This is a genomic window from Aquisediminimonas profunda (assembly GCF_019443285.1).
Taxonomy (GTDB): Bacteria; Pseudomonadota; Alphaproteobacteria; order Sphingomonadales; family Sphingomonadaceae; genus Aquisediminimonas; species Aquisediminimonas profunda.
On sequence record NZ_CP080327.1, the window covers coordinates 2,693,437 to 2,719,198 of the forward strand.

Below are 25,762 nucleotides of genomic sequence, written 5' to 3' on the forward strand. Positions count from 1 at the left end.
GTCTAGCGCGCGGCCGCTGTAGCAGCTTCGGCAGCTGCTTCAAAGGCAAGCAGGATTGCGGCGTGCCGGCCTGGATGGCTGCGGGCCGCTGCAAATATTTCAAGGCCGGGCCACTCGCCAGGACTTTCTGCAGTATTGGCAAGATAGGCGCGCAAAGCGTCCCGTGCGGCACCGATTTCTGGGCCAGACCGCCCCTTGGCATGGGCGGCCATCAGGGCTGTCGATGCCTGACCAAGCGCGCAAGCCTGCAACTGCGCGCCAAGATCAGCGATCCTGCCTTGCTCATCGACAACAACGTCTACTCTAACGCGGCTGCCACATGTAGGAGATCGCTTCTCAACAGAAGCTTGCGGTTGGTCAAGCGGACGAAGATCGGCCGTAGATGTTGCAAGCCTCAAGACTTCGAGTGTGTAAAGCTGAGAGGTCACGTCTTCTTCGGGTCCGGATCCCCGGCATTCTGTCGCTGCTCGACAAAATCAACCAAGGCTCGAGATGTCGCGTTGAGAAGCGGATAGGTACGCGAATCCGTCATCCAGTCTGGACGATCAGATTGCCCGCCGTAAAATGTATTGTACACCAACGACGCCAGCAGAAATATCAGCGTCGCACCAATGAGGCCCTTCATGGCGCCAAAACCAAACCCGAGAAGCCTGTCAAAGCCACCCAGAGTAGAAGAACGCGATGCACTCCCCATGCGATTGGCGATCATTCTTCCCGCCAGAAATGTAAGGCCAAAAATGACTGCGAAAGCCAACACAGCTGCGCCGCCTTGCGTGCCGACAGGTTTCGCGAGCGCTGCAGCAACCGGAGCATGCAGCAACTTGACTGCCGCGATTGCGGCAATCCATGCCACGAGCGACATCGCCTCTGCCACAAAGCCACGCATCAAGCCACGCACGCCCACGCCACCAACAAGAATTAGGACAATGATATCGAGGGCCGTCATGACCGCCTCATAAGCGTAGGGTGGCTTGCGTGTCGAGCCTCATCCCCGTCGCAACAGGAAGTCTACCAAGCCTCCCAGTTTCGAAAAGCCGGTAATGGTCAAGCCATCCCGATCCTCTCGTGTCTTGGCAGGCGCAAGCGCCTGTTCAAATCCCAGCTTAGCGGCCTCCTTGAGGCGCAAACCGGCAAGCGAGACGGGCCGAACTTCGCCCGAAAGCGAAATCTCCCCGAAGGCAATGCTTGTTGCAGGCACGGGCTGCTCTGAGAGTGCCGAGACAAGCGCCGCTGCCACAGCCAGATCCGCAGCAGGATCGGAAAGGCGATAACCGCCCGCAACATTGAGATAGACTTCACACGTCGAAAAACTCAAACCGCATCGCGCTTCGAGTACGGCGAGAATCATTGCCAACCGCCCGCTGTCCCAGCCAACTACAGCGCGCCTGGGCGTTGCACCACTCGCCAACCGAACCACGAGCGCCTGAATTTCAACAAGAACCGGTCTCGTCCCTTCCAGTGCCGGAAAGACCACAGTTCCGGCGACGGCCTCGCCACGATCAGTGAGGAACAAAGACGAAGGGTTCGCAACTTCGCTGAGTCCTTGTTCTTCCATGGCGAAAACACCAATTTCGTCCGTCCCTCCGAAGCGATTCTTGATCGCTCGCAAGATCCGAAACTGGTGGCTGCGTTCGCCTTCAAATGAGAGCACAGTATCAACCATATGTTCAAGCACGCGCGGCCCGGCGATGCTGCCGTCTTTCGTTACGTGCCCGACCAGAACGAGCGCCGTCCCGCGCTCCTTTGCAAACCGGATCAATTCCTGCGCTGAAGCCCGAACTTGACTGACAGTTCCGGGTGCCCCTTCAATCAGATCACTGTGCATCGTTTGGATGGAATCAATGACCAGCAAGGCTGGCGGATTGCCCTTGCCAAATGTTGTGAGAATGTCGCGGACCGATGTGGCAGCAGCCAGCTGAACCGGTGCATCGCCCAGCCCCAACCGTCGCGCGCGAAGCCGCACCTGATCAGCTGCCTCTTCTCCGGAAACATAGGCGACGGCGCGACCTGACTTGGCCAGGCGAGCGGCGGCTTGCAGAAGCAACGTCGACTTGCCTATCCCAGGATCGCCGCCGATGAGGGTCGCTGACCCAGCAACAAACCCTCCACCAAGCGCGCGGTCAAACTCTGCAATGGCGCTTTCCATCCGCTCCGGAAGCGGAATATCGGTGTCCAGGCCAACCAACTCAACGGCCTGCCCTCCGCTTTGCAAATCATGCCGCGCCCGAAACGGTGTAACAACGGCCGAAGCATCCTCGACAATTGTGTTCCATTCACTGCAATCGAGGCATTGCCCGGCCCATTTGGAGGAAACCGACCCACAGGACTGACAGACGTAACGCCGCTGCGGCTTCGCCATTATGTGCTCCATCTGAGAACTTATAGTGAACATAAAGGGGGCAAGGATACAGGTCAAGTAATGCAGGGATTCTCCGCCGCTATTTTCTGTTTCACCTGCCGGGCGTTCATTCAATCCGCTTGTATTGTAAATTGATTCCAGCTTCACTTACGTAATCTGTCGCAAGCGCATTGGGGGAAAAGATGCTGGTAAGAGGGCCAATGCGCGACTTGCGCGACTGGACGTCGGATTCCCGCAACTGGACAAATTTCAAACCAAGACCGGGAGACATAGTTGTTGCGACATCGCCAAAGTGCGGAACAACATGGACGCAGAGAATCGTGGGCATGCTATTGCGGCAATCCGCCGCGCCCTTTCCGGTCCAAGACGAGCAGCCATGGATCGATATGCGCGGCCGGCCAATCGACGAAATGCTGGCAACGCTGGACGCCCAAACGGGTAGACGCTGCATAAAGACGCACACGCCGCTCGACGCGATACCACTCTATGACGATATGTTTTACATCCACGTTGCGCGAGATCCTCGCGATGCCTGCATGTCTTGGCAAAATCACGTTTCAAGCTACACGCCATTGGCATTGGCAATGATAAGCCATTTTGGCTTGACCGACGAAACAATTGGTCAGCCCTGGCCAGTACCACCTAACGACCCCCGAGGCTTCTTCCGCTCATTTTTGCGCGTGCCGGAATTCGCGCCGTTCCATGAATTTACGATCGCTGAATATTGCGACCTCGAGAACAGCTATTGGGCCGCACGTCATCAGCCTAATTTCCTGCTGGTACACTACAATGATCTAAAATCCGATCTCGAAGGCGAGATGCGGCGGATTGCTGCATTTTGCCGAATCGAAACACCTGAAGAGTTGTGGCCGCATCTGGTTGCAGCTGCCGAGTTTTCCGCGATGAAGCGCGACGCAGATGCCTTGATGCCATCGGCCTCCCTTATTTGGGAAGGCGGCGCCCAGCGCTTCCTGAACAAAGGAACAAACCAGCGCTGGCGCGAATTTGTAACGCCCGAAGACCTCGATCTTTATGAGGCCGAAACCCGCGCCCGCATGAGCCCATCGCTCAAGGCTTGGTGCGAAGGTGGCCAAGTTATTGCTGGAAACCCCATTCTGTTGCCGGACTGAAGTCGTTCAAAGAGTTGACTGATTCCAAGACCTTCCCAGCCTAGCCCAATGCAACCGCTCTCCGATAAAGGTGCCATGTCGCATGACCAAGCACAGGCAAAACCACCAGTAGCCCGGCAAACAGCGGCAGAAGGGCCATTGCAAGTGCGATCGCAATCAACAGCGCCCAAATGGTCATCACCCGTTTGTTGTTTCCATAGACGCTCAGGCTCGTGATGATGGCCGTTATGAAATCGACTTCCTGGTCAACCAGCATAGGCAGGCTGACGACCGTAATCGAGAAAAGACCGAGTGCGAACAGTCCACCCACAATGCCACCGACAAGCAGCATTGCCAATGGTTCGAAACTGAGCGTCAGGCCCGCCCCATCAAGGCCGATGCCACTTTCCCCCATGAATATCGCAAATACGCCATGCGCAAGAATCATCCAGAAACTGAAAGCGACGAAGATGATACCTCCCATGGTCAATAGCTGATCGTCGTCATGTCCCTTGAGCGCACCCAGAACGGCACTCCAACGTGGATCGGAGCCGTTCTCATGCTGCCTGCTGACAGCATAGAGTCCCACGGCAGAAAACGGCGCAAAAAGGGGAAATCCAGCCATTACCGGGATCAGCCACCACCCCCGTCCAACGCTCATGAGGCCGAAGAGGAGTATCAGGCCACCCGCGACATAGAACGCCGCAAAAAACAGCCCAAAAAACGGATGTGCCAAATAATCACGCCATCCATTGGCCAGCGCGTTGCGAAGGTCGCCAACTGTCAAATCCCGCGCGACCACCACTGGCCGGCTCCGGGCTTTCGCGGCTGTATCCATGATGCTTCTTCCTGCCCTCCTTGGATTGAAGATCAGACATTCTGAAACGTGCGCTCGCTAAAGGATTAACCGTTCAACCGCGCGCGTTGATTATCCCGGCAAGGTCATCAAGCAATGACAAGCGCTGCTTCTTCAGTATCTCAGTCCTCTCGTCCGAGGCTGCATCCGCGCCGATTTCAATCCGGTGGATGACCTGGTTCACACCATCGTAACGATCAGCGAGCCTGGTGAAGTGGGCATCATTCGCCTTCAGTTCCCGAATCTTTTCAATAGCATCGGGAAATTCGTCATGGAGTTCGTGCGTGCGGTGGCTCATGGTCAGTGACATCCTCTGGCTGTTTCAGCCCAAAGGTAAGCCAATCGCACACAGATACTTTGCGCTAGATCAATGCGCTCGCATTCACCGTTCAAAACCAAGAAAGGTAATCTGGTCCCCAAGTGGCACTCGTTCCCGTTCGAACACATTGACTGGCGAAGATGGATCGCGCTTTCCTATTGCCAAGCCGCAAAACAGAAGCGTGTCTTCAGACAGGCCGAGATGCTGTTTTATGGTCCGCCCGTAGAGCCCCATGTACTCTTGCGGGCAGCTGTCGAGCCCTTCGCCGCGGAGCAGAAGCATGATCGTCTGCAGCCACATGCCCACATCGGACCACTGGGGTTCCTTCATCAATTTGGGAAAGTGGCACAGAAGCAGAACTGGCGCGCCGAATGATACGCAATTGGCCTTTGCAAAGTTCGCACGTGTTTCGTCGTCGTCCCGGGTAATGCCCATGGCGCCATACATCGCAGCACCAACTCGGCGTAGCCGGTCCTGATATTTTTCGACTTGGCCGGGGGCACTGAAATCATATTCCAGCGGTTCATCGAATTTGCTCTGAAGCAGCACATCCTGGAGTGCCTTGAGCGGCGTGCCGGTCAGGACTGTTGCCTCCCAGGGTTGAAAGTTGCAGCCGGACGGTGCCCAGCGTGCCGTTTCGAGAACTGCTGTTATAGTATCAAGCGATATGGCTTCGTTCGAAAAAGCCCTGATCGACCTGCGCGACTGCACAGCTTCTTTTACGTTCATTTGGTTCCTTTCACCCTGTCGATCAGCCTCTCAACATTAGAGGCGGAAACTCGCGACGTTTTGCGCAATTGCCCTCGCTTCATCGCGTTTGCAAGGCGCATTTCAGACTTTTGCAGGGTGCGCAATTGCCAGGCCAGGGGGGTGAATGTCACACAATTTGCCACTCTGAGATCGACGCATGTTTTCCTCGCCTGCGAGGCATGAGCTGCCAGCTGAAAAACGGAAGCAAGGACTGACTAGCGCCATTCCTTGCTTCCCAGGGGGCCTATCCGGACTCGAAGCGTTAAAGCCCGATCGCCAGAGTGACGCGCAGAGCAACAGCCGCCCGTCCTTGCTGCTCCTCGGCATTGAACTCGCCGCCCAACATGAAACCTTGCGTGCCACCTGTCATCCGAAGGCCGCCCACCCAGCCATCTGTGCGACGTTCGGGCAGCAGGACAAAATTCTGGCCGTTCGTGAAGTGAGCAGTGGTCGAGCCAATCTGGCCGCCAATAAGCTGTCGACGGCCGCCTTCAATTTCAGCCCGGAACCAGGTCGAGTTCGGATCCTTGCCACCAAATTGGATGCCGCCAACGATTGAACCATTGATGGCCATCTCGTCGCTCGTCCGACTGTTGACGATCAGGTTCACGGCGGTGCCCCCACCCTTTTCGGTGTAGCCGTCTTCTTTCAGATGATAATAGTCGATCGACGCTGAAGGTCGCAGCGAGAACCGTTTGGCGAATTTCAGCTCATAGGACAGGCCAGCGCTTGCACCGAAGAGACGTCCGTCCCAACTCGAAGTCGCTCTTCGCTCGACTGTTTGGCCGGCATTGGAACCAATGAAGGAACGGGATCCCTTCAGTCCAATCTGTGCCGCTGATGCTCGAGCGTGAGCATGGAAAGCGCCCCAGTTTGCACGCCAATAGGCGGCCAGTTCATACTGGTTCGTGTTGACTTCATTTGCTGTATCCCCATCGCCATCGCTGCCCGCAAGATAGGCCAGCGACAGGCCGAAGTTGCCAAGACCACGTGTCTTGACTTCGGCGCCACCAGACGCACCCCAGCCTGTGATGTCGTAGGATGCCGTGTTGCCGAGTCCCTTTGATGTGCCCCAGGCAACCTGCTGCAACCAGAAACCCCACCCGCCCTGGTCACTGAACGGTGCGCGCGGATCGCTCAGGAACCTTGCTGTTGCGCGAGATCCCTGTGTCACGGTCTCAAAAGCCCCGCCCGCATGATCGGGCAGCATTTGCTGGAGCGCCTTTCGGAAACTTGCACCATTTGCGATGTTGAGGAAGGAGCCCGCAACCTGGGCATCATTGTCTAACGCCTTGAATACAGCGTCGTAGGCCAACGATTGCGATCCATTCAGCCCCAGTTCGGTGGCTGATTTGCGGACAATATTGAGCCTCACCTCGCCCAGTGCATCATTCGCGGCTATGTTGCTTTTGAAAAGAAACGGCAGAGAAACTGCGTTTGTGACAAGGTTAGATCCGCCCGTCAGCGTGCCTGCCTTCACAATCAGGTACTGACCTTCGGACTGACTGACATTGGCCAAAGAAACGAGCACTTTCGACCCGGCGGCAAAACTCGCCGCGCCGCTCACCTGATATTGGGTGAACGTGCCTGCCTTGGCGTCAATGTTAACGCCAATCGCGCCTTGACCGGAAACATCGATTGACGACAATGCGACGGCTCCCTTGTTGGCAAGCGCCAATGTGCCTCCGTTTACCGAGAGTGCGAGGCCGCTGCTGCCAACGATTGTCCCCTTGAATTTTGACGTACCTGTCAACGAAAGCGAGTCCGCTCCCCCACCGAAATCGACACTTCCTGACAAGGCAGTCGTTCCAGCCAGCGTCATGACGTCACTGCCGCTTCCGAAGCTGACATCACCCGAATAGGTGGCATCCCCCGTCAATGTCAGACGGTTGGCGCCGCCTCCGAAGCGGGTCGCGCCAGAGACGGAGCCATCGGCAATATCAAGGACATCATTTCCTGCGCCGAACAGGATGTTTCCGGTAATCGTCGGAGCCGCTGCACTGGCCGCGACCAAGGTCTGGCGGACCGTCGCGCCGCTGCCATTGGCAGTGAGGTCGATTGCAACAGCCTTATTGGTTCCCGCATTGGCGCTGGTTGCATTGATCGTGCCGCTATTGGTCACAAGCGAAAGCGTTCCGGAATTATCCGAAATAGCAATCGCAGTCCCGTCAACTGCTGCAGACGCCGAGATTTTTCCACTATTGGTGATCGAGACAAGATTGGCACCTGCATCGATTGCAATTGCCCGCACCACTGATGTAGCGCCGCTCCCTCCGGTTGCTGTGATGTTTCCTGCGTTCTTTATTGTCGGCACGGTGGCACCGGTTCCCAGGCGTATTGCAGTCGCATTTGCGCCGTTCGAACTGGCCGCCACCGATCCATTCACCGTCATGCCGCCAGCAATGCTGACACTGCCGCCAAGGCCGCCGATCACGACGCCATTGCCCTGCACATTCTTGTAGGCACCGTCCCCCAGAATGCTGCCGTTGATAACGATTCCATGCCCGCCGGCACTCGTCCCCGCGACCGGGCCTATGGACGTATTTGCAACTGCCGAGCCTATCTGGACGGCAGCAGCGGAGCCTTTCGTCACGATTACGGCTGTGCCTTCCTTGGCGTCCTCGATCCCGTCATTGTCTTCGTCCTTGTTTGCTGGATCAGTATCCTTCGGTGGAACGTCGAAAATTATTCCGCCAGCAACATTGCCAGACACAATCAAGGCAGAGCCGCCCTGCAGCAGATCATCCGCGTCAAGTTTTGAAACGTCTGAAGGCGGCGTTGTGCTGCGATAACCCGTCGATGATATACCGCCCTGGACCAAAAGCGCCCCGCCGATATCGCCCTGAAGCGCGACACCGACTGAACCCGCACCCTGGACAGCGATATTGCCCATGATCTTGGCATTGCCGGAGATTGCGCCGGCCTGGATTCCATAGCTGTTATCGCCCGTTACCGTGATGGATCCACTATTCGTCAACGCACCTGTAAGCGGTCCGCCCAACGCAATTCCCGCACTATTGTTGCCTTCGACAACAATGGCTCCGCTGTTGAGAATATTGCCGGTCAAGCTGCCAAGCGTCCGTATCCCGAAACGGCGAGCGCCTTGCGCAAATGGGCCATCCTTGTCGCCGTCGTTGTCGGTATCCGTCGGTGTGTAGGTCTCATCAATGGTAATGGAGCCGGAATTCGTGATTGCTCCGTTGCTCCCGGCAATAGCCTGGATGCCCGCTGAATCATTGGCGCCCGTTATCTGTATTGCGCCTTCATTGGTGACTGAATTGGCACTGTTGATTGTGACAGCTATGCCGCTGCTTGGCTTGACCGAGCCAGCCGACGAGATCCTGATATTGTCAGGGGCGCCGCTGTTTGCGGTTGATGTAGAAATCGCCGTCGTGCGCGCTGTGCTTACGACTGTTTCGGCCTGCAACGGGCTCGTCGCGAAGATCAGGGCTACTGGGGTAAGGCAGGTGCAGGCATAAAGTTGACGCATATAGGCTCCACTGATTGAAAAAGGTCGTCCGGCGGCGCCGGCGCTTCCCTATGCTCATGAGGATGACGTGGAGGCGTCGAACCCGTAAAATCGGTGAAAATCTTTTGTCCGCCTAAAAGCGGGCGTCCATACCTACGCGAATGGTGCGCGGACGTTGCGGCGTAATTTGCCCAATATAGGGCAATGTGAAGGGCGACCCGAGTGCAAAACGATTGCCAATCGTATCGAGCAAATTTGTCGCGTTCAGAAAAAAGCCGTACCGCTCACGGCTCAATCGCAGGCCCAAAGAGGTGTCGAGATAATTGCCCTGTGGAACTCCAAGGACGGGCCCTATGCCGAGCCGGGACCGGCCGACATACCGGACCCAGCTCGATAGACTCAATTCAAACCCGCCCGGCAGACTTGCAAAATAGTCAGCACTTAGCCGACCGTTAAAACGTGCCACGTTGGGCAGGTCATTGCTGTCGATCACGGTCACGCCCGGCTTCGGTGTAATACTGGAACCGTTGCGCAGCAAAAGCAGAGTCGGCGCCGGATTGGTAAGCCTGCTGTCCGAGAAAACGCCAGACGCCTCAATCCGCAAGCCCTGTATCGGCCGCCAACCGAGGACTGCATCGATCGACCAAATGCGACCGGTACCGATATTTGATGTTGCAGGGAGCCCCGTGGCATCAATCAAGTCAGCCTGAATATTGCGCCAGCGCGTGCGCGACATGGAGAGCGATCCATCCATACCCGTCTTGTGGCGCCCGCCAAATCGCAAGCCTAGTTCGAACGAAGAGACCTGATCATTTTGGTATCGCTGTATCAGGTCATTTCGCACGACGATCCCGCCGGGACGAAAGCTTTCCTGGTACTTTCCAAAAAAAGTCAGGCTGTCATCCGGAACATAGGTTACCGAAAAGGATGGAAGAAACTCGGCTTCTTTGCGTCTGCCCTGCAAGAGGGCAACGCTTGCAATGATAGCGGCTGGAGCATCGAGTGCCGCGCCAGACAGCCTCACATAAGTCAACCGACCGCCAGCAGTCACGTTGATCCGCGGCGTTACGGCCTTTGTAAATTCACCAAACAAGGTTGCTTCGTCTACGCCATTTGCAACACCGGCGATTGTGGGCGCGAAACTGGCAGCGCCAAACCTGCGATTTAGACGATAACGATTCCGAACCAAGCTGGTACCGACGATCCAGCTCGAGCCGTCGACTAGTGTCTGCGTGAGGCGATTTTCGCTGGAAATCAGCGAAATACGGCTGCGCTGACGAAAGACAGTCGGAAATCCGGTCGGCGGCGTTGCGTCATAAGTTTCAGAGATATCCTGACCAACGATTCCGGTAGCGGAGGTAAAGACAAGGCTGTCCCACTCCTTGCGCGCAATGAACTGACCCAAAACATACTCATTGCTAGATCCCTCAGCGATTGCGCTGCTACGGGTCAGCCTGGGCGCATTCCGGTCGGCGTACTGGCTATCCCGCGACACGATCGACTGGAACGTTCCACCAAGATCAATCGTCCAGCCGTCTCCGGGTTCTGCTCGCACAGCAATACGACCGCCGGCAATTTCTGTCCGGTTTACATCGGATCGATTTCGCAGCGTATCGTCAATATAGCCTCCATCCCGAATGCCGTATCCGACTGCTCTTACTGCAAGCGATCCCTCGATAAGTGGCAGGTTTAGCGTTGCACTGATATCTGCGCTGGGGTCGCCATGAGCTGTAAGGGCAACGGACATCGATGCCGTGGCCTGGAGAGCGTCCAGTTGCGGCTCTGCCGGTCGAAGGCGCAAGATGCCGCCAAGCGATCCCGCGCCGTAAAGGGTCCCCTGCGGGCCTTCGAGTACTTCTATCGAAGAAATGTCATAAAGCCTGAGATCCGGATCAGGTGCATTATAGTTGAGCCTTGTTTCGCCAAGATATTGACCGACAACGGCCTGCGTCGGCCCGTTGAAGCTCGAATCCGCTATACCCCGAATGAAAAGCCGGTTTCGACCTGATCCCAAATGCGTCGATGTCATGCCCGCGACACGCGAAGTCAGAGTGGCCGTTGATCCGCCAATGCTGCCGATCGGCATTTCAGCCATGGACAGCATCGTCGCGCTCCCCGGATACTTTGACAGCGGCGTGTCCTTCTTGCTCGCCGTAACGATGATTTCAGGCTGGACTTCCTCTATTGCGGCAAGTGCAATTCCCTTACGAGAATGGTCGCGGGCGGTTCGAGCCTCTGACGTTCGGCGAATGATACGCCAGCCATTGCCGCCAACATTCATATAGGCTGCCCCAGTGCCTTTGAGCAATCGATCCAACGCCTCTTTGACACCAAAATTTCCCCGCACGCGCTTGACCTGAAGTGCCGACAGTTCGGGATCCGAAATGCCGACACTGACACCTGCTTGCCGACCCAGCGCAATGACAGCCGGGCCCAGCCCTCCAGCCGGCAAATCAACCGGTTGGCGGTTTTCGGCAAGAGCCGGGGTGCCGCATGCCAGGAAGATGGCAGCGCAAATGAAGCGCTTAGTGTTTGGCATTCCCCTCCACCACAAAGCGCCACCCATTTCCGACCCGCAGAGTCTCGACGCCGAGGAGCGCTCCAATATCGCTTATGGCTTTGCTGTCATTTCCGTTGAGCTGGATCACTGCGCTGATCGGGCGTTTGGCCAATTCAGGCGAAACCGAAATCATAACGCCAAGATTGCGTGACAAGTCTGTTGCAACCTTCGCAAAGGGCGCGCCATCATAGATCAGCCTGCCGTCACGCCAACTTGCGACAGAATGGGGATCAACGCTGCGCAAGACAGGCTGTTGTCCGTCGCTCACATGAACCATCCGGCCGGGGGGCAACGCCAGCTTCTCCGATTTGGGATTATAAATCACAAGCCCTTCAGACACTGCGACCTCAGTCACTTTGCCAATGCGGGTTACGTTGAAGGCTGTGCCGGCGTCCATCAACGTTGCGCCGCCAGCTTCGACAACGAAAGCGTTTCCGGCATCATGTACGACGCTGAAATTTGCTTCCCCTGTCTCAAGGCGAGCAAATCGCGCATCGCGACGATCAAGAACTAGCCGCGTGCCTCCGTTGACATCAATGCGGCTTCCATCTTCAAGCCTGATCGACTTGCGTTCACCTGCCACCGTAGCCACGGTATAGGTGGAAGGACCAAACGGCCTGACCGTAAAGCCTACTGCTGCGACAACCACAGCAGCAACAGCCCATCCAAGCACAAGACGCCTCTTACTCTGGAAACCTTGCGGTTCATCGTCATTTGCAGCCTGTCTTTGACCGACAGTTGAGCTCGTTAGTTGCTCTGTGAGGTCGATATCCGCAGCAGCCATCTCCGCATATGTCTGCGCCCTTACGGGGTCCTCCGCCCAAGCAGCGAACAGTTCCCAGTCATCGAATTGCGGGTCGCGAATGCGGATGATCCATCCGATTGCCTCCTCTTCAATGGTCGCACGAAATTCATTCATCAGCAGGGCCTCTCCCTAAGGATGCCACGGAGCCACTCATCCCGCATAATCTTGTCTCCGGAACGCGATCATTGCCTGATAGGCCTTCTGAAGATCCTTCTCGACCGCGCTCAAACTGATGCCCAGCTCTGCTGCAATGTCTCGCTGGCTGCGCCCCTCAATCCTGTATCGCCGGAAGACAGTTGCGGTGCGCTCGCCAAGTGCCAGCAACGCTTCTTCAGCAAGACGAAGCCGTTCTCTGGCTACGAGTATCCGTTCCGCAGACGGATCATCAGAAACTCCGGCAACGGTTTCACTGACGCTATCACTCCAGTCCTGATCGCGGCGCTGTGCTCGCGCTGTCTGCCTGTAGCGCTCCAATGCGAGATTATGTGCGGTTCGATACAAATAGGACAGCGGCTTGGCGATCGGTCCTGTTTCTGCAGTCACAGCCCGCAACCAAAGTTCCTGTAATAGATCTTCGGCGTCATCACCTCTGGCGAGCGAGCGCAGGAACTGCAGCAGCTTGTCCCTGTTAGAAAGGAACACTGCCTCAAGGCCATTCGCAGTCATTTCAGCACTTGCAGTTTGTGGCTTGGAACATAGGCGGCGCGCCATGCAGCGGAAACGTCATCCGTTGCAAGTGCGTTTCGACCAAACCAAAAATCTACAAGAACAGTTACGGGTATCGCTGACTGTCTCCATCATAGTGCATAGGCCCTTACCCCCCAAGGGCTTTCCCGCCTTTGCGTGAGAGGCGGGTGCGGGGAAGGCCGGCAACGGCCTTCCCCGACAAATGCAAAGCGAGGAGAGTAATTAGTGAAGTCGCTCACCTTTGCCATTTTGACCCTACTTTTGACTTCGGGATGCGCAGGCACCGCGAACCGGCTCAATATCGCGGCAGACGCCGAACTGGCACGACTGGTCAGCAATCGCATTGCGGGGAAGCCCGTGCATTGTATCAGCTTGCGACAAATTCGTTCGAGTCATGTCGTAGCTCGCAAGGCTGTTATCTATGAAGTCTCGCATCGTTTATTCTACGTCAATCAGCCGCGATGGGGCGCTGAGGCCCTTTCAAACGACTCCGTACTAATGTCGCGCACAAGTTCATCTAGCCTTTGCGACGGCGAAATAGTTCGCTTGCTTGATCCGAATCTGAACGAACGAGGCGCAATCGCGTTGAGCGAATTCGTGCCTTACCATGGCGAAACAAGAATGCGGCCAACCCGACCAAAACAATAAGATCCGCCTCATGATAATTTTCGGTAGCCTGAATAAATTCATTCATGGCCGCCAGAAGATTGATGTAGCTAGAAATGATGGTCGCGAACCTGGGTTACGGCAGTTCTTCTGTGGTCGGCACAAAAGGCAAGTCATGAGGCTCGCGCGACCCTTCTCTTAACGCCGGAGCCGCGATCTTGTTGGCGGTGCAAACTTTACCGGACGCTGCTTTGGACCGCCTGGATGTGCCATGACGCCAGATCGGCACAGGAGCCACCTCCAGCAAAATTTCAGTCAGGATGGATCAAAAAGGACCGCAGTGGGTTTCCCGTCAAGTCGAAACAGTTCGGCATTCCTGAAGGAATAGTGTGATGGGCGAATTTGTGGACAAGATGAAGGGTTCTGCCAACGACGTAATCGGCCGGTCCAAGTTTTCCGCGGGCAAGAGCACCGATAACCCAACATTGATGGCAAAGGGACTCGTGCAGGAAGTCAAAGGCAAGGCTCAAAAAGCTTTGGGCAAAGTCAAAGGCAAAACAGGCGATCGTATCTGAGGGTCTTACCTTTTGCCCCGTCGTTCTGGAGCTTTCCAAATGTTCAAACTAGCCAATTTGCCTTATACCAATGACGCATTGGAGCCGCACATTTCGGCTGAAACCTTGTCACTGCATCACGGCAAACATCACAAATCTTATGTCGATGCGCTGAACCTTCTGCTTGAAGGTGATGCAATGGCCGATCTACCTCTGGAAGAGGTCATTATGCAGTCGAACGGCCTTGCTGCCCGTCAGACCGTCTTCAACAATGCCGCACAGTGCTGGAACCACGATTTTTACTGGCAATCGATGCGGCCAGGAGGAGGCGGGCCACCGACCGACGATCTGAAAGTCATGATCGAGAAGGATTTTGGAGACACGAGCGCCTTCGCTGAAGCGTTCCGCGCTGCGGCCGTCAAGCATTTCGGATCGGGGTGGGTCTGGTTGGTTGCGACAGATGGCGCCATTGGAATTGTGGCGACCCACGACGCAGACTTGCCATTGGTGCACGGTCGAACAGCCCTCCTGTGCTGCGACCTTTGGGAACATGCATATTATCTGGATTACAAGAATATGCGTGCCGACTTTGTGAGTGCCTTTTTGGACAATCTCGCAAACTGGGATTTTGCCAATGCCAATCTGGCGGCCGCAGCATCGCAAATGAATGAAGAGGCGCCGACCGGACTGGGACCCGTAGAGGCCCCGTTCGTTATCCACGCAAACTGAAGTAGGAGAAAACACGTGAATTTGATCATCATGCTTATCGTCGGCGGCATCCTTGGATGGCTCGCCTCAATTGTCATGCGCACGGACGGGCAGCAGGGGATGTTCCTGAATGTTGTCGTTGGCGTGATCGGCGCAATGCTTGCTGGGTTCCTGCTAACGCCCTTCCTCGGCGGCGCGCCAATTACAACCGGAGCATTCGACATTAAATCGCTTTTTGTGTCCTTTCTGGGAGCGGTTGTTTTGTTGGCAATTGTGAACCTGGTTCGGCGGGGCTCAATTCGCTAACTTTGGCGCCGCACACGGCCAATGCAATCGTGCGCATCTCACAAGGGAATTCACAATGAACAAGACAGGTAGAAATGCCTCAATAGCAAGCGCCGTTTTGGCCCTTGGCCTGCTGGTTACCGGCTGCAACAGCCCAGCCGAAAAGGCAGCGGATAACACAGCTGATTCTATGGAAGACAAAGCCGATGCTGTCCGAGACTTAGGCGACAATGTTGCTGACAAGGTCGAAGACGGCGGCGATGCTGCACAGGAGACAGAAGACAACCGCGCAGATCATGTGCGGGACACAGCGGACAACAGAGCGGATACAATAGAGAACAGGGCAGATGCTGTCCGCGACGCAGCAAAAGACAAATGACACAATTGGCCTGAACTCTCCTTAGGGATGGTTCAGGCCATTTTGAACGCCCCGAGATTGGGCAAATTTGCCCTCGCGCCTGTCCCGCTCGGGCCCGAATGCGATGATACTGCAAGTGACTGCGGCCGATAATTATTCCCGGGTCCATGGGCCCGATGTCAGCTCTCGGCGGTTTTACCTGCACAAAGGAGACTGAGTATGAAGAAGATTGTTCTTTGCCTGCTGCTGGGTGCAGTGGCCATCCCTTCGTTACCAGCAGTCGCTGAAAAGGGCCACGACAGGTCGGACAAGCAGCACAACGATGAAGGGCGCGGAAATAATCAAGAACGCAGAGATCGCTTCGGTGAGCAACAGCGTGATCGAAATAATGATCATGTCTATGCTGATCGCCGCGATCAAAGGCATTGGGATCGCGGTCGACATCGCGGGGAGCGCCAACGGGCTGCTTGGCAAGATTACAATCGTTATGATTATAACCGCTACGATCCTCGTTACGGAAGTTATCAGGCCGACCGATATTATCGCGATGGTCGATATTACACGGATCGCCGGCTGACTGAGCAGGATCGTATCTATCGAGGTTCAAACGGCCAATTTTATTGCCGCCGCAACGACGGTACAACCGGCCTCATCATCGGAGCAATTGGCGGCGGCCTTCTTGGCCGAGCCATTGCCCCAAATGGTTCAAAGACACTTGGAGCGATCCTCGGAGGCACTGGTGGCGCATTGATCGGCCGTTCGATCGGACGTGACGGCGTGCGGTGCAATTAATCTCAATTTCAAAGGAAGAGTCATCATGAAAGCCAAATCCGCTAAAGATCAGTTCTCCGCAATCAAGAAAGCCGCGACGGAAAGATTGGACAAGATCTCCGCGAATGAAAAAATTGCCGGCGCCGCAGCAATGGGGATTGTTGTGGGAGCAGCGGCAGCTGCAATAGGGAACTCGCTTCGAAACGATGCAGAGCCCATGAAGGCAACAAAAGCGGCGAAAAAGCCAACAGCCTGAATCGTCGCAAGAACCGGCCGCGCGTGTCGCTTATGGCATGCGCGGCTATTTCTGTGTTCGGCAGGGTTGAACTAATCCCTTTGCGGCAATGGATAGACCAAAGTAACGTTAGTTCCGGTTCCGACCGAACTGAGGATATGCAATGTACCCCCCAATTGTTGGGCAAAAGCTTCCATAAGTTGTTGCCCCATCGAAGAGGGCGCCTGTGTTGATTGAAAGCCGACCCCGTCGTCCTTGACCCACAGCGTCGCCTGACCGTCTTTGACATCGAAATGGACCATTACCTGCCCTGGCTGGCCCTGAGGAAAACCGTGCCGAAATGCGTTGGTGACCGCCTCAACCGCGAGCAGCGTGAGGGGCACAGCATGATTGATCGGAATCATCTGCGGTTCCACTTCGCAGGAGAGAATGACGCCCCTCTCACGGCCATGCAGGGCGCGAAGTTGTATGCATAGCGCATGGAGCAACTTGGCAATGTCGACATTTTCCTGGTCGCTGTCGTGTCCATCTTCATACAGCAACCGGTGTATCTGCGCCAATGCCCCGATCCGGGCCCGAGTTTGATTCAAGGCTTCCCGCGCGGCGGGATCAGACATTTTTTCGGTTTGGAGATTGAGCAAACTGCTGACGATCTGGAGGTTGTTCTTGACCCTATGGTGTATGTCCTGAGTCATGGCAGTCTTTACGTCGAGCGCCATTTTGAGCTCGCTATCCCGCGCTTCAATGGCATTTGCCATGTTGTGGAGATCGCGGACGAGCAGACCAATTTCGCGCGGAGCTTTCGCAAACTTGTTGCGTTCATCCGAGAAATTTCCCTTTGCGAATTCCGCAGCAAGCGCACGCACGGATTCAAGCCAGCGAAGAACCAATCGAGTGGTGCCGACCCAAATTGAGAGCATTGCGAGAAGCAAGGCAGCAATGGGCAGAATGAGACCAATTTGCTCCTGCTTCAGGGCCGTCGCCATCAACTCTTCTTTCGGCTCGGCATAAGCAACGTACAATTCTCTATCAATGAGCGGCGCGACCGCATACATCCACCCGACCCCATTGCTGGCGATCGCATCCGTCACATGAGCATTGCCTGCCACGACATCAAATTTTGGCAGCGGCCGTGATTCTCGTGACAGGACCACATTTCCGTTGCGGTCGATGATCGCGACAGCCGCATCTTCGGACATTTGAGATTGAGACAATGATCGCTCAAGCCACGATGCATCTATCGCAACCATTATCGCACCGTCATTTGCGCCAGTATCTTTCAGAATTGGCAGGAGGCCTGCAAGAATGCGCTTCTTGGTAATCGGTCCAGTCACGACCGCGCTTAGCGAATATTTCCCAGCTGCGATGGCATGCTGCCACCACGCTGTATTTGCGATGGATAAGGAGCGGTCAAAGGCCAAGGCGGAGCATCTGACCCTCCCCGCCTGGTCAATTCGCGACAGATTGAGAGCTCCAGGGGTATTGGCCAACGCCAACTTGAGGGCAGCGCTGCAACCTTCCCCGCCATTGCGGACGTCCTCATTTTCGCTGAGTCTCAATAATACCTGTTTACCCACAACAATGGGATCGTGACCACGCTCCACCGTCAGCAATGCATTGGTCACGAGGCGAGAAGTGATAAGTGTGCGAGAATAGCTAAGAGCCGACAACGCCTGCACGACACTCAGAATTCCGACAGGAAGGACCGCAGCTACAACGACCAACACCAAACCGTTGCGCAGCGTCCGCGGTCGCGTCGGATTTCTTCTCCTGCCCGTCAACGACCACCCACCGCTAACTTCTTATCCGGCGGCTCGCGAAGAACTTCATTGAAGACTTGAGCTGCATCCTGCCCCTCCCCCTTCTTTGACTTTGGCTTTGGCTCAGAAAATAGGGAATCATCATCTGGACCGTCGATCAGCGCAGCCAGCGCTGTGCGCCCCCTGGCGAGGCGGCTCTTGATGGTTCCCATTGCACAGCCGGTCACTTCAGCTGCCTCTTCGTATGATAGCCCGTTTGCGCCAATCAGCAGCAGGACTTCACGTTGCTCTGCTGGCAGCTTTTGCAGCGCTTTGGCCACATCTTCGACATTGAGGCCATTTTGTTGAGCAGGCGCAACGACAAGAACCCGTTCCGCGACCTCCGGATCGAGGGATGTCATACGAGCGTTCTTGCGGATGGTCGTATAAAACTGGTTGCGCATGATCATGAACATCCAAGCGCGGAAATTCGACCCCTGCAAATAACTCTCGCGTGCCGCCCATGCCCGCATCACCGTATCTTGAGCCAGGTCATCTGCCATTTCGCGATGCCCACACAACCCGCGAGAAAAGGCGCGCAGCGATGGCAAGAGCGCGACAAGCTGGTCTCGGAACAGTTTGTCAGGATCTTTGGTTTCCAGCCCGCCCATCAATGCGCAGCATTTTTAGAGGCAATCTTGGTATCGATCTCGTCAAGTAGCCGCAGAAAATCCTCAGGGAGATCCTCACTCGCCACAACATCATGCATTTGCCTGAGCGCTGCAGCGATTGGATCGCTGTCCATTTCCTCGCCATGATTGCCGGGCCTTTTCGGCTTCGCCATCGCTTTATGCTCCACCAAAGGGTTTTTTGGATGCTGGCCAAACACATTGGGTGATGTATGCAGGTTTGTCACCGAATTCCTCACTTGAAATGGCAAACCTGCCAGCCGTGCTGCGTTAAACTCGATCAACTGGAAAAAAGTTCCACGCGCCGGAACAAAAGTCGATCTGAGCAGTATTCCCTGTCTCGAAGAGGAGCAAAAATGTCACTCAAAGAAGTAGTCGGGCCTGAGCTTCCCTTCTTGCGTCGCTACGCGCGCGCGTTTACCGGCTCCCAAGCTCTTGGTGATGCCGCCGTGCGAGAAGTGCTGGAAGCCTTACTTGATGCGCCCGAGGCCTTCAATGACCGCAAGCCCGCTCGTTTCGAACTGTACCGGGTTTTCCACCAACTTTGGCAACCTGAATCTAGGCCAATGCCCGCCAATGCAAATATTGGAGCCGGGCCGGTCTCCAGCCTGCCGATTCTGAGCCGCCAGGCGTTGTTATTGACCGCTGTTGAAGGTTTCGACATCGCGGAAGCCGCCAGCATTCTCCAATGCAGCATCGACACTGTTACACACGGCATAGACACGGCTCGTAAATCCATTGCGGATGGCCTCAAAGCTTCGGTAATGATAATCGAGGACGAAGCGATTATTGCGCTCCATATCCGATCAATTGTTGAGGGGTTGGGTCACAACGTATCCGGTATCGCGCGCACGCGCACTGAAGCGGTTGCTCTTGCGGAGAAGACTTTACCGGAACTCGTGCTTGCCGATATCAGCCTGGCAGATGGTTCGAGCGGAATCGACGCCGTTAGGGACATACTGAGTGCGATGAATGTCCCCGTTATCTTTATAACTGCATTTCCAGAGCGACTGCTGACAGGCGGTCGACCGGAGCCGACCTATCTCATCACCAAGCCGTTCGAGCCCGAAACTGTCATTGCGACGATTGGTCAAGCCCTCCTCGTCCATCGCGAACGCGTAGCAAAATCGGCGCCCTCGATACGGGTCATGGAGGGTGATGCGCCCGACCCGCGCAAGCATTTTGATACTCCTCAGGCTCTCCTGGATGAGCCGGGGCTGGCGGCTGCTGACAAGGTCGCGCTGCTGACTGATTGGGATTCAGATATGGACGGGCAGCTCAATGCAGAATCCGAGGGCATGAGTGCTTCAGACCCAATAAGCGCGAAGCGCGAAGGACGGCTGGCCAAGGAAGCAGAAAAAGTGAAGACCGCACTGACCTCAATTGTCGAGCAAGGAAAAAATTCCTGAGCCGATCATGCACGTAGGGAATTGCGGCGTAAGAGGCGGCTAGCATTTGTAGCCGCATGATTGGGCAACTCCCAACTTAAATTGCCAGAATATCGATAGGGCCAAGGAACTTCGTGAACGAGTCTTGGTTAACCATTCACATTGTCAAAGGAGACATTTCGTGGCGAACCAAGAACCTGACTATGTGGAGACTTCATCGCTCATTGCGTCGGATATGGTGGAAGGCACCTCCGTCTATGACATTGAGGGACAAAGGGTCGGAAAGATCCTGAACTTCATGGTCAACAAGCACAGTGGTCAGGTCGAATATGCCGTAATGTCCTTTGGCGGCTTTCTCGGGATGGGCGAAGACCATTACCCGCTTCCTTGGAAGAAGCTCAAATACGTTGTCGCGCGTCACGGCTTTGTAGTTGATATCGACAAAGACAGCCTGGCCAATGCTCCAAAGCATGATCGAGGCAATGAGCCCGTTTACGACGCCGCCTTCGGCACGATGATCAGCAGCCATTATGGCGTTGCTTAGATGAAGATAGAAATGCTGGCGCCTCCTGCCCCTGCCAGCGCGCCCCGGCTGCCCCCCCGGCCGGGGCGCATTTCCGTCCCATATTCCTCCGCCCCGGATAACATTCAAATGAGATTGCTGATGGATGCTTTCATGTTTGAAGGGGGCGCAGCAACATTGAAGGAACCCTTGGCCAGCCGCGAAGGGGAATTGCCGCGGATTGCCCTGATTGGGGGCTTCAGCCCTCGAAGATGCGGCATCGCGACATTCACCACCGACACATATGCCTCAATAAAGGCGGCATTTCCGACCGCAGTAATCGATGTCTACGCCATGGCGCCGCTCACGAATGATATCGGTTTTGGAGCGCCAGTGTGCGGCACGATTGTCGAGAATGACCCTGCTAGCTTCATTGCCGCAGCAACCGAGATTGAGACCAGTTGCGCCGACGTCATATGGCTGCAACACGAGTTCGGACTTTTTGGTGGACGTGCTGGCGACAAGATCCTCGAACTCCTTGACCGGGTCGCCGCTCCGCTGATCGTCACTCTCCACACAGTCATGCCAGATCCGGACCCGGATCAATTACGTGTGATGCTGCGCATTGTCGCGCAGGCGTCAAAACTGGTTGTCATGTCAGATCGCGCCGCTCTGTTGCTAGGAAGCGTGTTTGGCGCAGATACCAACCAAATCGTGCTGATCCCCCACGGCGTGCCTGATCGTCCCTTTGGACGAGCCGAACATTTCAAGCGCAAGTTTGGCTTGGAAGGTCGACAGGTTTTGATGACCTTCGGGCTGTTGTCGCCTGGCAAAGGGATTGAAGTGGCTGTCGCAGCACTGCCTGAGATTGCTGCTCGGCATCCGAATGTGATCTATTGCATTGTTGGTGCAACTCACCCCAACCTGCTGGCAACTGAAGGAGAAGCGTACCGACAGCGATTGCAAAGCCTTGCATCGGAACTCGGAGTAGAGAGCCACATCCAATGGGTCGATGAATTCCTCGAAGCAGACACGCTTTTGAACTGGATTGAGGCCGCAGACATTTATCTTACACCATATCTGGGAGCCAATCAGGCGACATCGGGCACCCTTTCCTATGCGCTGGCGCTTGGCAAAGCGATTGTTTCGACGCCCTATGCTCATGCGGTCGAACTTTTGGCCGACGATCACGGTGTACTTGTGGAGTTCAACAATAGTCCCGCATTGGCTGCAGCAATTGATGCGCTGCTTGATAATCCGGATCTGTTGAAGGCCCTTCAGGTCCGCGCATATAATAAGGGCCGGGACATGATCTGGCCGAGTTTCGCGGCACGCTGCCTTGAAGTGATTGATGCCGTTCGGGTTGATTCCTTGGATGATGCATCAGGTGTCCACATTGCTGCGCAAGCTTTGGATGGTTTGCTGCGCATATGCGACGATACGGGTATCATACAGCACTCAATCTTTTCGGTGCCTGACCGCGCCAATGGCTATTGCGTGGATGACAATGCTCGGGCGTTGATGTTGATGAATAGAATGGATTGCAAGGAAACGGCACAAAGAGAGCGCCTAACGTCGATCTTTGCCGCTTTTATTGAAAGCGCCTGGAATGAAGAGTCAGGCGAATTCCGAAACTTCATGGGGTACCGACGGAACTGGCTCGAAGCCGCTGGTTCGGAGGATAGTTGCGGCCGCACGCTTTGGGCACTTGGCGCGACAACGCTCGAAGGCCGAAATCCCCAATTGCGCCGCTGGGCCCGGAAGCTTTATGATCGATCGTCGCCTAGCGCCTGCAACTTTCAATCCCTGCGCGCTCTCGCATTCGCGATGTTGGGCACGGATTATGTACTGGCATCGGATCAGGATGTTGACGGTGCGCGCAACATGTTGGCCAAAAGTGGGACTTTCATCCATTCGCGTCTTTTGGAAACCAGGCGAAAAGACTGGCCCTGGTTTGAAAGTGTCCTCGCGTATGACAATTGCAGGCTGCCCGAGGCCATGCTCCGCGCGGGCCTGCGGCTGGAACGGCCGGAGTTCATTCAATGCGGTTTGGAAACACTGGGTTGGATCATGAGTCTTCAAACCAGTCCATCCGGATGTTTTCGTCCGATTGGTTCAGACAGCTTCGGCAATGAATATGCCCTGCCCCGTCCGTTTGATCAGCAACCTGTCGAAGCCTGGGCAGCAATCGACGGCGCACGTGCTGCCTTTGATGCAACCCATGATCCAGTTTGGTTGGATCACGCCAAGAGGGCATATGCCTGGTTCTCCGGTGCAAATGATCGCGGAGTTGCAGTTGCCGATCTCCTGACAGGCTCGTGTAATGACGGCATTAACCCCCGAGGGCTCAATTTCAACGAAGGCGCAGAATCGGTCCTCGCCTTTCACTTGGCAAGTTGCTCCATCAAAGACTTCGAAGCCAAGACCTAATTGAGCTGAAAGTGGAACCGCGTGGTCGAACTCGCCCAACACGAATTACGCCTGCATGCAGATCCGAGCCGCGTCGTGGTACGGCCCTTTCATCTCGCGTGGCAAGCATCCGGACCGGACATCGAGCGCGTGCGCAAGCTTGTGAGCGACATCACGGACCTCGATGCTCGCACTGTCAGGGCAGAGTTGAGCATGGTGCTCAACGATTTTGCAGATCGACATTGGCAGATCGAGCGCGTCTTTGATGACCGTTATACCCAGATTGAAACGGCTTTGGCGCTTGATGGGCAAAGCCTGAGGCGTCAGACCAAGCGCCTGATTGGCGCCTATTTCTGCCATGAATACAGCTATGCCGCCGCTGCGCTCATGAATCCAAGCGTGGTGCGCCATCCCGATCAAACCGGACTGCAAACCGACAGTGTTCGCATTCTGCTTTCGCTGCGTGCGGTCGGCGAAGGGCATATCTCGACCATAGCCTTTAGAGAGGGCATTGTTTCCTCGGGGCGCCAGATCAGCCTGTTGCCGGAGCCACCCTTTGCCACCGCTGCCATGCTGGGCAAGGCAAAGGGAACGACAGACGATGGCTCGGTTTCCCTTTATCGCCACCGTGAAAGCAGCATTTCCGGCACTGTAATTTTCCCGATGACGGAGGCACAGCGCAATGGTCTTGAAGATTTGCGCCTGGTAGAATTTGGCCAGGAGACTGGCAAACGCGAATGGATCGGCACCTATACTGCTTATAGTGGCCGGGACATTCGCTCCGAACTTATGCAGACCCGCGATTTCCGGGATTTCACACTGACGCCGATCAAGGGCGGAGCCGGTCGCAACAAGGGCATGGCACTTTTCCCCAGGAAAGTTGACGGCCAGTTTCTCATGATTGGTCGGCAGGACGGGAAGAATCTGTATCTTCTCCGCTCAGATACGGTGGATCATTGGGACGGCGGCACATTGCTGCTCGAGCCCCGCTTTCCCTGGGAACTGGTCCAGATCGGAAACTGTGGCGCACCGATCGAACTTGATGCCGGCTGGCTCGTACTTACCCATGGCGTTGGTGCCATGCGCAAATATGCGATTGGTGCCGCGCTGCTCGACAAGGACGATCCATCCAAGGTTATAGGCCGCACGGCGAGCCCCATCCTATCCGCAGCAGATGAGGACAGAGAGGGCTACGTTCCGAATGTGGTTTATACGTGCGGCGCCATTCGCGTGGGCGACGATCTGTTCATGCCCTACGGTGTCGCAGACAGTTCGGTTTGCTTTGCCTTTATAGCAATAGACGAAATTCTTGCGCAGATGGTTTGATATAGCGGTCGGTTTCCCCGCAAGTTTGAGTGAGCAAGTGATTGCTCGCGGCGGACATTCTGACTCCCATTAACAGCAAATATGATGGAATCCCGCAAATGGGTAAAATGGCGGTCGGCTGCTGTCCCAAGTGAGTTAAAAAAACTTTTGGACCGACCGCCATTTTGACTGCTTATGGACTAGCGTTCTCCGGGGGAGGAGCGAAAGCAAGCCCAATGGCAACCGTCCAAGAGTTGAACGAATTCTCGTCAACGCGGGGATAGAATGTGCTGCAGTGTAAACGCGCGCGGAGGCACAATGTTTCATGATATGGTGTTTCTGGCGAACAGGTCCTCAAATCAGTTCATTCGCCACCTTGTCATTAATGCCGCAACTTGAGTGCCCACTCCTTGAGTGCCAAGATTTGGATGCTGATCAGTTTCCTCGTCGCTTCGTCAATCAAAAGCCCACTTGCGTCAAAGCGAGTGTGGGCTGCAACGATGACAATCTCGGGCTGATTGAGAACATGAGCGTCAAGCGAAACGAACACCTTGCGCAAATCATGTTGCGCACGAGAGGTACCGATAGCCCCTACGCTCGCTCCCATTATTGCGATCGACTTGTGACGGAATGGTTGGTCGGGAGCTTTGGATACCCAATCAATGGCATTCTTCAGGGCACCAGGGATCGAATAATTATATTCAGGTGTCGACACGAGTACGGCGTCTGCTGCAGAAATCTGTTCCGCGAGACGCATTGCGCTTTGTGGAAAGCCCTGCTCCCTGACATCGTCATTATAACCAGGGATGGCCGATATGTCTGCGATCGAAATCCTCGTGTTTCCAGGGGACAGGCTTTGAGCAGCGCGCAGGGATGCGCTGTTGTAGGATGCTTTACGCAAACTACCCGAAATGCCCAATATATTGAAATCGCTCACGCCGGCACGTCCCCTGTTTGGCAAAGCGCGAGCGCAATCGCTTCAGCCAGTTCGCTTTCGTGAAAAGGCTTTTCAAGGATGATGGCGTCTGGCTTGAGCAACCTGACCGCGAGAGCGTTTCCGCTAGTGAAAACATGCGGCACAAAACGCGCTGCAAGGATTTTATCAACGGCCGAGATACCGGTCCCGACGAGCAAGCCGGCATCAACGATAAGCAAATCCGGTTGATGCAATGCAGCAGCAGCAACTGCGGCATCCTCGGTTGGCACGACTCCGCAGACTATATGACCCATTCCGGCAAGCACTTCCGACAAAAGCAAGCCAAGGATCGCTTCATCTTCAATGACAAGGATTCGCGCCAT

The 25,762-nt window shown here is 55.5% G+C and carries 27 protein-coding genes; 11 read left to right on the plus strand and 16 right to left on the minus strand.

What is annotated here, in order from left to right; all coding sequences use genetic code 11:
* Nucleotides 1–2: 2 nt before the first annotated feature.
* The 4 genes from K0O24_RS13390 to K0O24_RS16810 form a co-directional block, all read right to left on the minus strand.
* A complete protein-coding gene (locus K0O24_RS13390; protein ID WP_219893218.1) occupies nt 3–428 on the minus strand; it encodes an iron-sulfur cluster assembly scaffold protein in 426 nt (141 codons plus the stop codon).
* Complete coding sequence (locus K0O24_RS13395; RefSeq protein ID WP_219893219.1) at nt 425–946, minus strand: CvpA family protein; 522 nt, start codon at nt 944–946, stop codon at nt 425–427. The genes K0O24_RS13390 and K0O24_RS13395 overlap by 4 nt, the downstream gene beginning before the upstream one ends.
* A 39-nt stretch (nt 947–985) precedes the next feature.
* The gene (gene radA, locus K0O24_RS13400) at nt 986–2,359 is read right to left on the minus strand and encodes a DNA repair protein RadA (protein ID WP_219893220.1); all 1,374 of its coding nucleotides are present in this window, start codon (nt 2,357–2,359) and stop codon (nt 986–988) included.
* A gap of 106 nt (nt 2,360–2,465) precedes the next feature.
* Nucleotides 2,466–2,687, minus strand: coding sequence for a hypothetical protein (locus K0O24_RS16810; RefSeq protein ID WP_246611012.1), 222 nt, complete (start codon nt 2,685–2,687; stop codon nt 2,466–2,468).
* On the opposite strand from K0O24_RS16810, the gene K0O24_RS13405 reads away from it, so the two are divergent.
* Complete coding sequence (locus K0O24_RS13405) at nt 2,680–3,489, plus strand: sulfotransferase domain-containing protein (protein ID WP_246611013.1); 810 nt, start codon at nt 2,680–2,682, stop codon at nt 3,487–3,489. The two genes, K0O24_RS16810 and K0O24_RS13405, sit on opposite strands and share 8 nt — an antisense overlap.
* 40 nt (nt 3,490–3,529) lie before the next feature.
* Here K0O24_RS13405 and K0O24_RS13410 read toward each other — a convergent pair whose 3' ends face one another.
* From K0O24_RS13410 to K0O24_RS13440, 7 genes are all read right to left on the minus strand, one after another.
* On the minus strand, nt 3,530–4,306 hold the full coding sequence (locus K0O24_RS13410) for a DUF2189 domain-containing protein (RefSeq protein WP_219893222.1): 777 nt from the start codon (nt 4,304–4,306) through the stop codon (nt 3,530–3,532).
* A gap of 73 nt (nt 4,307–4,379) precedes the next feature.
* Nucleotides 4,380–4,622, minus strand: a complete 243-nt coding sequence (locus K0O24_RS13415; RefSeq protein ID WP_219893223.1) for an HP1242/YdcH family protein — start codon at nt 4,620–4,622, stop codon at nt 4,380–4,382.
* 84 nt (nt 4,623–4,706) lie between these two features.
* Nucleotides 4,707–5,372: a nitroreductase gene (locus K0O24_RS13420; RefSeq protein ID WP_219893224.1), complete on the minus strand. Its 666-nt coding sequence runs from the start codon at nt 5,370–5,372 to the stop codon at nt 4,707–4,709.
* 283 nt (nt 5,373–5,655) lie between these two features.
* The gene (locus K0O24_RS13425) at nt 5,656–8,883 is read right to left on the minus strand and encodes an autotransporter outer membrane beta-barrel domain-containing protein (RefSeq protein ID WP_219893225.1); all 3,228 of its coding nucleotides are present in this window, start codon (nt 8,881–8,883) and stop codon (nt 5,656–5,658) included.
* 112 nt (nt 8,884–8,995) lie between these two features.
* On the minus strand, nt 8,996–11,401 hold the full coding sequence (locus tag K0O24_RS13430) for a TonB-dependent receptor (protein WP_219893226.1): 2,406 nt from the start codon (nt 11,399–11,401) through the stop codon (nt 8,996–8,998).
* Nucleotides 11,388–12,341: a FecR family protein gene (locus K0O24_RS13435; protein WP_219893227.1), complete on the minus strand. Its 954-nt coding sequence runs from the start codon at nt 12,339–12,341 to the stop codon at nt 11,388–11,390. The genes K0O24_RS13430 and K0O24_RS13435 overlap by 14 nt, the downstream gene beginning before the upstream one ends.
* 36 nt (nt 12,342–12,377) lie before the next feature.
* A complete protein-coding gene (locus K0O24_RS13440) occupies nt 12,378–12,938 on the minus strand; it encodes an RNA polymerase sigma factor (RefSeq protein WP_246611014.1) in 561 nt (186 codons plus the stop codon).
* A 974-nt stretch (nt 12,939–13,912) separates the two neighbouring features.
* Between K0O24_RS13440 and K0O24_RS13445 the strand changes: the two genes are divergently transcribed.
* The 6 genes from K0O24_RS13445 to K0O24_RS13470 all read left to right on the plus strand — a co-directional run bounded on the left by K0O24_RS13445 (nt 13,913) and on the right by K0O24_RS13470 (nt 16,452).
* Entirely contained in the window at nt 13,913–14,095 is a 183-nt protein-coding gene (locus tag K0O24_RS13445) for a CsbD family protein (RefSeq protein WP_219895640.1), read from the plus strand.
* Between the two features lie 39 nt (nt 14,096–14,134).
* Nucleotides 14,135–14,803 carry a superoxide dismutase gene (locus K0O24_RS13450; RefSeq protein WP_219893228.1) on the plus strand — a complete coding sequence of 223 codons (669 nt, stop codon included), beginning with the start codon at nt 14,135–14,137 and terminating at the stop codon, nt 14,801–14,803.
* A gap of 15 nt (nt 14,804–14,818) precedes the next feature.
* The gene (locus K0O24_RS13455) at nt 14,819–15,088 is read left to right on the plus strand and encodes a GlsB/YeaQ/YmgE family stress response membrane protein (protein ID WP_219893229.1); all 270 of its coding nucleotides are present in this window, start codon (nt 14,819–14,821) and stop codon (nt 15,086–15,088) included.
* A 55-nt stretch (nt 15,089–15,143) separates the two neighbouring features.
* Complete coding sequence (locus K0O24_RS13460; RefSeq protein ID WP_219893230.1) at nt 15,144–15,446, plus strand: hypothetical protein; 303 nt, start codon at nt 15,144–15,146, stop codon at nt 15,444–15,446.
* A gap of 198 nt (nt 15,447–15,644) precedes the next feature.
* On the plus strand, nt 15,645–16,217 hold the full coding sequence (locus K0O24_RS13465; protein WP_219893231.1) for a hypothetical protein: 573 nt from the start codon (nt 15,645–15,647) through the stop codon (nt 16,215–16,217).
* Between the two features lie 25 nt (nt 16,218–16,242).
* Nucleotides 16,243–16,452 carry a hypothetical protein gene (locus K0O24_RS13470; RefSeq protein ID WP_219893232.1) on the plus strand — a complete coding sequence of 70 codons (210 nt, stop codon included), beginning with the start codon at nt 16,243–16,245 and terminating at the stop codon, nt 16,450–16,452.
* A gap of 71 nt (nt 16,453–16,523) precedes the next feature.
* Here the strand turns inward: K0O24_RS13470 and K0O24_RS13475 are convergent, their stop codons facing one another.
* The 3 genes from K0O24_RS13475 to K0O24_RS13485 form a co-directional block, all read right to left on the minus strand.
* Nucleotides 16,524–17,765 carry a sensor histidine kinase gene (locus K0O24_RS13475; protein ID WP_219893233.1) on the minus strand — a complete coding sequence of 414 codons (1,242 nt, stop codon included), beginning with the start codon at nt 17,763–17,765 and terminating at the stop codon, nt 16,524–16,526.
* Between the two features lie 443 nt (nt 17,766–18,208).
* Nucleotides 18,209–18,841 carry a sigma-70 family RNA polymerase sigma factor gene (locus K0O24_RS13480; RefSeq protein WP_219893234.1) on the minus strand — a complete coding sequence of 211 codons (633 nt, stop codon included), beginning with the start codon at nt 18,839–18,841 and terminating at the stop codon, nt 18,209–18,211.
* A complete protein-coding gene (locus tag K0O24_RS13485; protein ID WP_219893235.1) occupies nt 18,841–19,014 on the minus strand; it encodes a NepR family anti-sigma factor in 174 nt (57 codons plus the stop codon). The genes K0O24_RS13480 and K0O24_RS13485 overlap by 1 nt, the downstream gene beginning before the upstream one ends.
* A gap of 84 nt (nt 19,015–19,098) precedes the next feature.
* Here K0O24_RS13485 and K0O24_RS13490 point away from each other — a divergent pair, with 84 nt between their 5' ends.
* From K0O24_RS13490 to K0O24_RS13505, 4 genes are all read left to right on the plus strand, one after another.
* Nucleotides 19,099–20,268 (plus strand): PhyR family response regulator anti-anti-sigma factor, encoded by a 1,170-nt coding sequence (locus K0O24_RS13490; RefSeq protein WP_343211244.1) that lies wholly within the window; start codon nt 19,099–19,101, stop codon nt 20,266–20,268.
* Nucleotides 20,269–20,482: 214 nt separating this feature from the next.
* Nucleotides 20,483–20,791, plus strand: a complete 309-nt coding sequence (locus K0O24_RS13495; protein WP_219895642.1) for a PRC-barrel domain-containing protein — start codon at nt 20,483–20,485, stop codon at nt 20,789–20,791.
* Between the two features lie 120 nt (nt 20,792–20,911).
* Nucleotides 20,912–23,179 (plus strand): glycosyltransferase family 4 protein, encoded by a 2,268-nt coding sequence (locus K0O24_RS13500; RefSeq protein ID WP_246611015.1) that lies wholly within the window; start codon nt 20,912–20,914, stop codon nt 23,177–23,179.
* Nucleotides 23,180–23,200: 21 nt separating this feature from the next.
* Entirely contained in the window at nt 23,201–24,484 is a 1,284-nt protein-coding gene (locus K0O24_RS13505) for a glycoside hydrolase family 130 protein (protein ID WP_219893236.1), read from the plus strand.
* 361 nt (nt 24,485–24,845) lie between these two features.
* Here K0O24_RS13505 and K0O24_RS13510 read toward each other — a convergent pair whose 3' ends face one another.
* On the minus strand, nt 24,846–25,400 hold the full coding sequence (locus K0O24_RS13510; RefSeq protein ID WP_219893237.1) for an NADPH-dependent FMN reductase: 555 nt from the start codon (nt 25,398–25,400) through the stop codon (nt 24,846–24,848).
* Complete coding sequence (locus K0O24_RS13515; RefSeq protein WP_219893238.1) at nt 25,397–25,762, minus strand: response regulator; 366 nt, start codon at nt 25,760–25,762, stop codon at nt 25,397–25,399. The genes K0O24_RS13510 and K0O24_RS13515 overlap by 4 nt, the downstream gene beginning before the upstream one ends.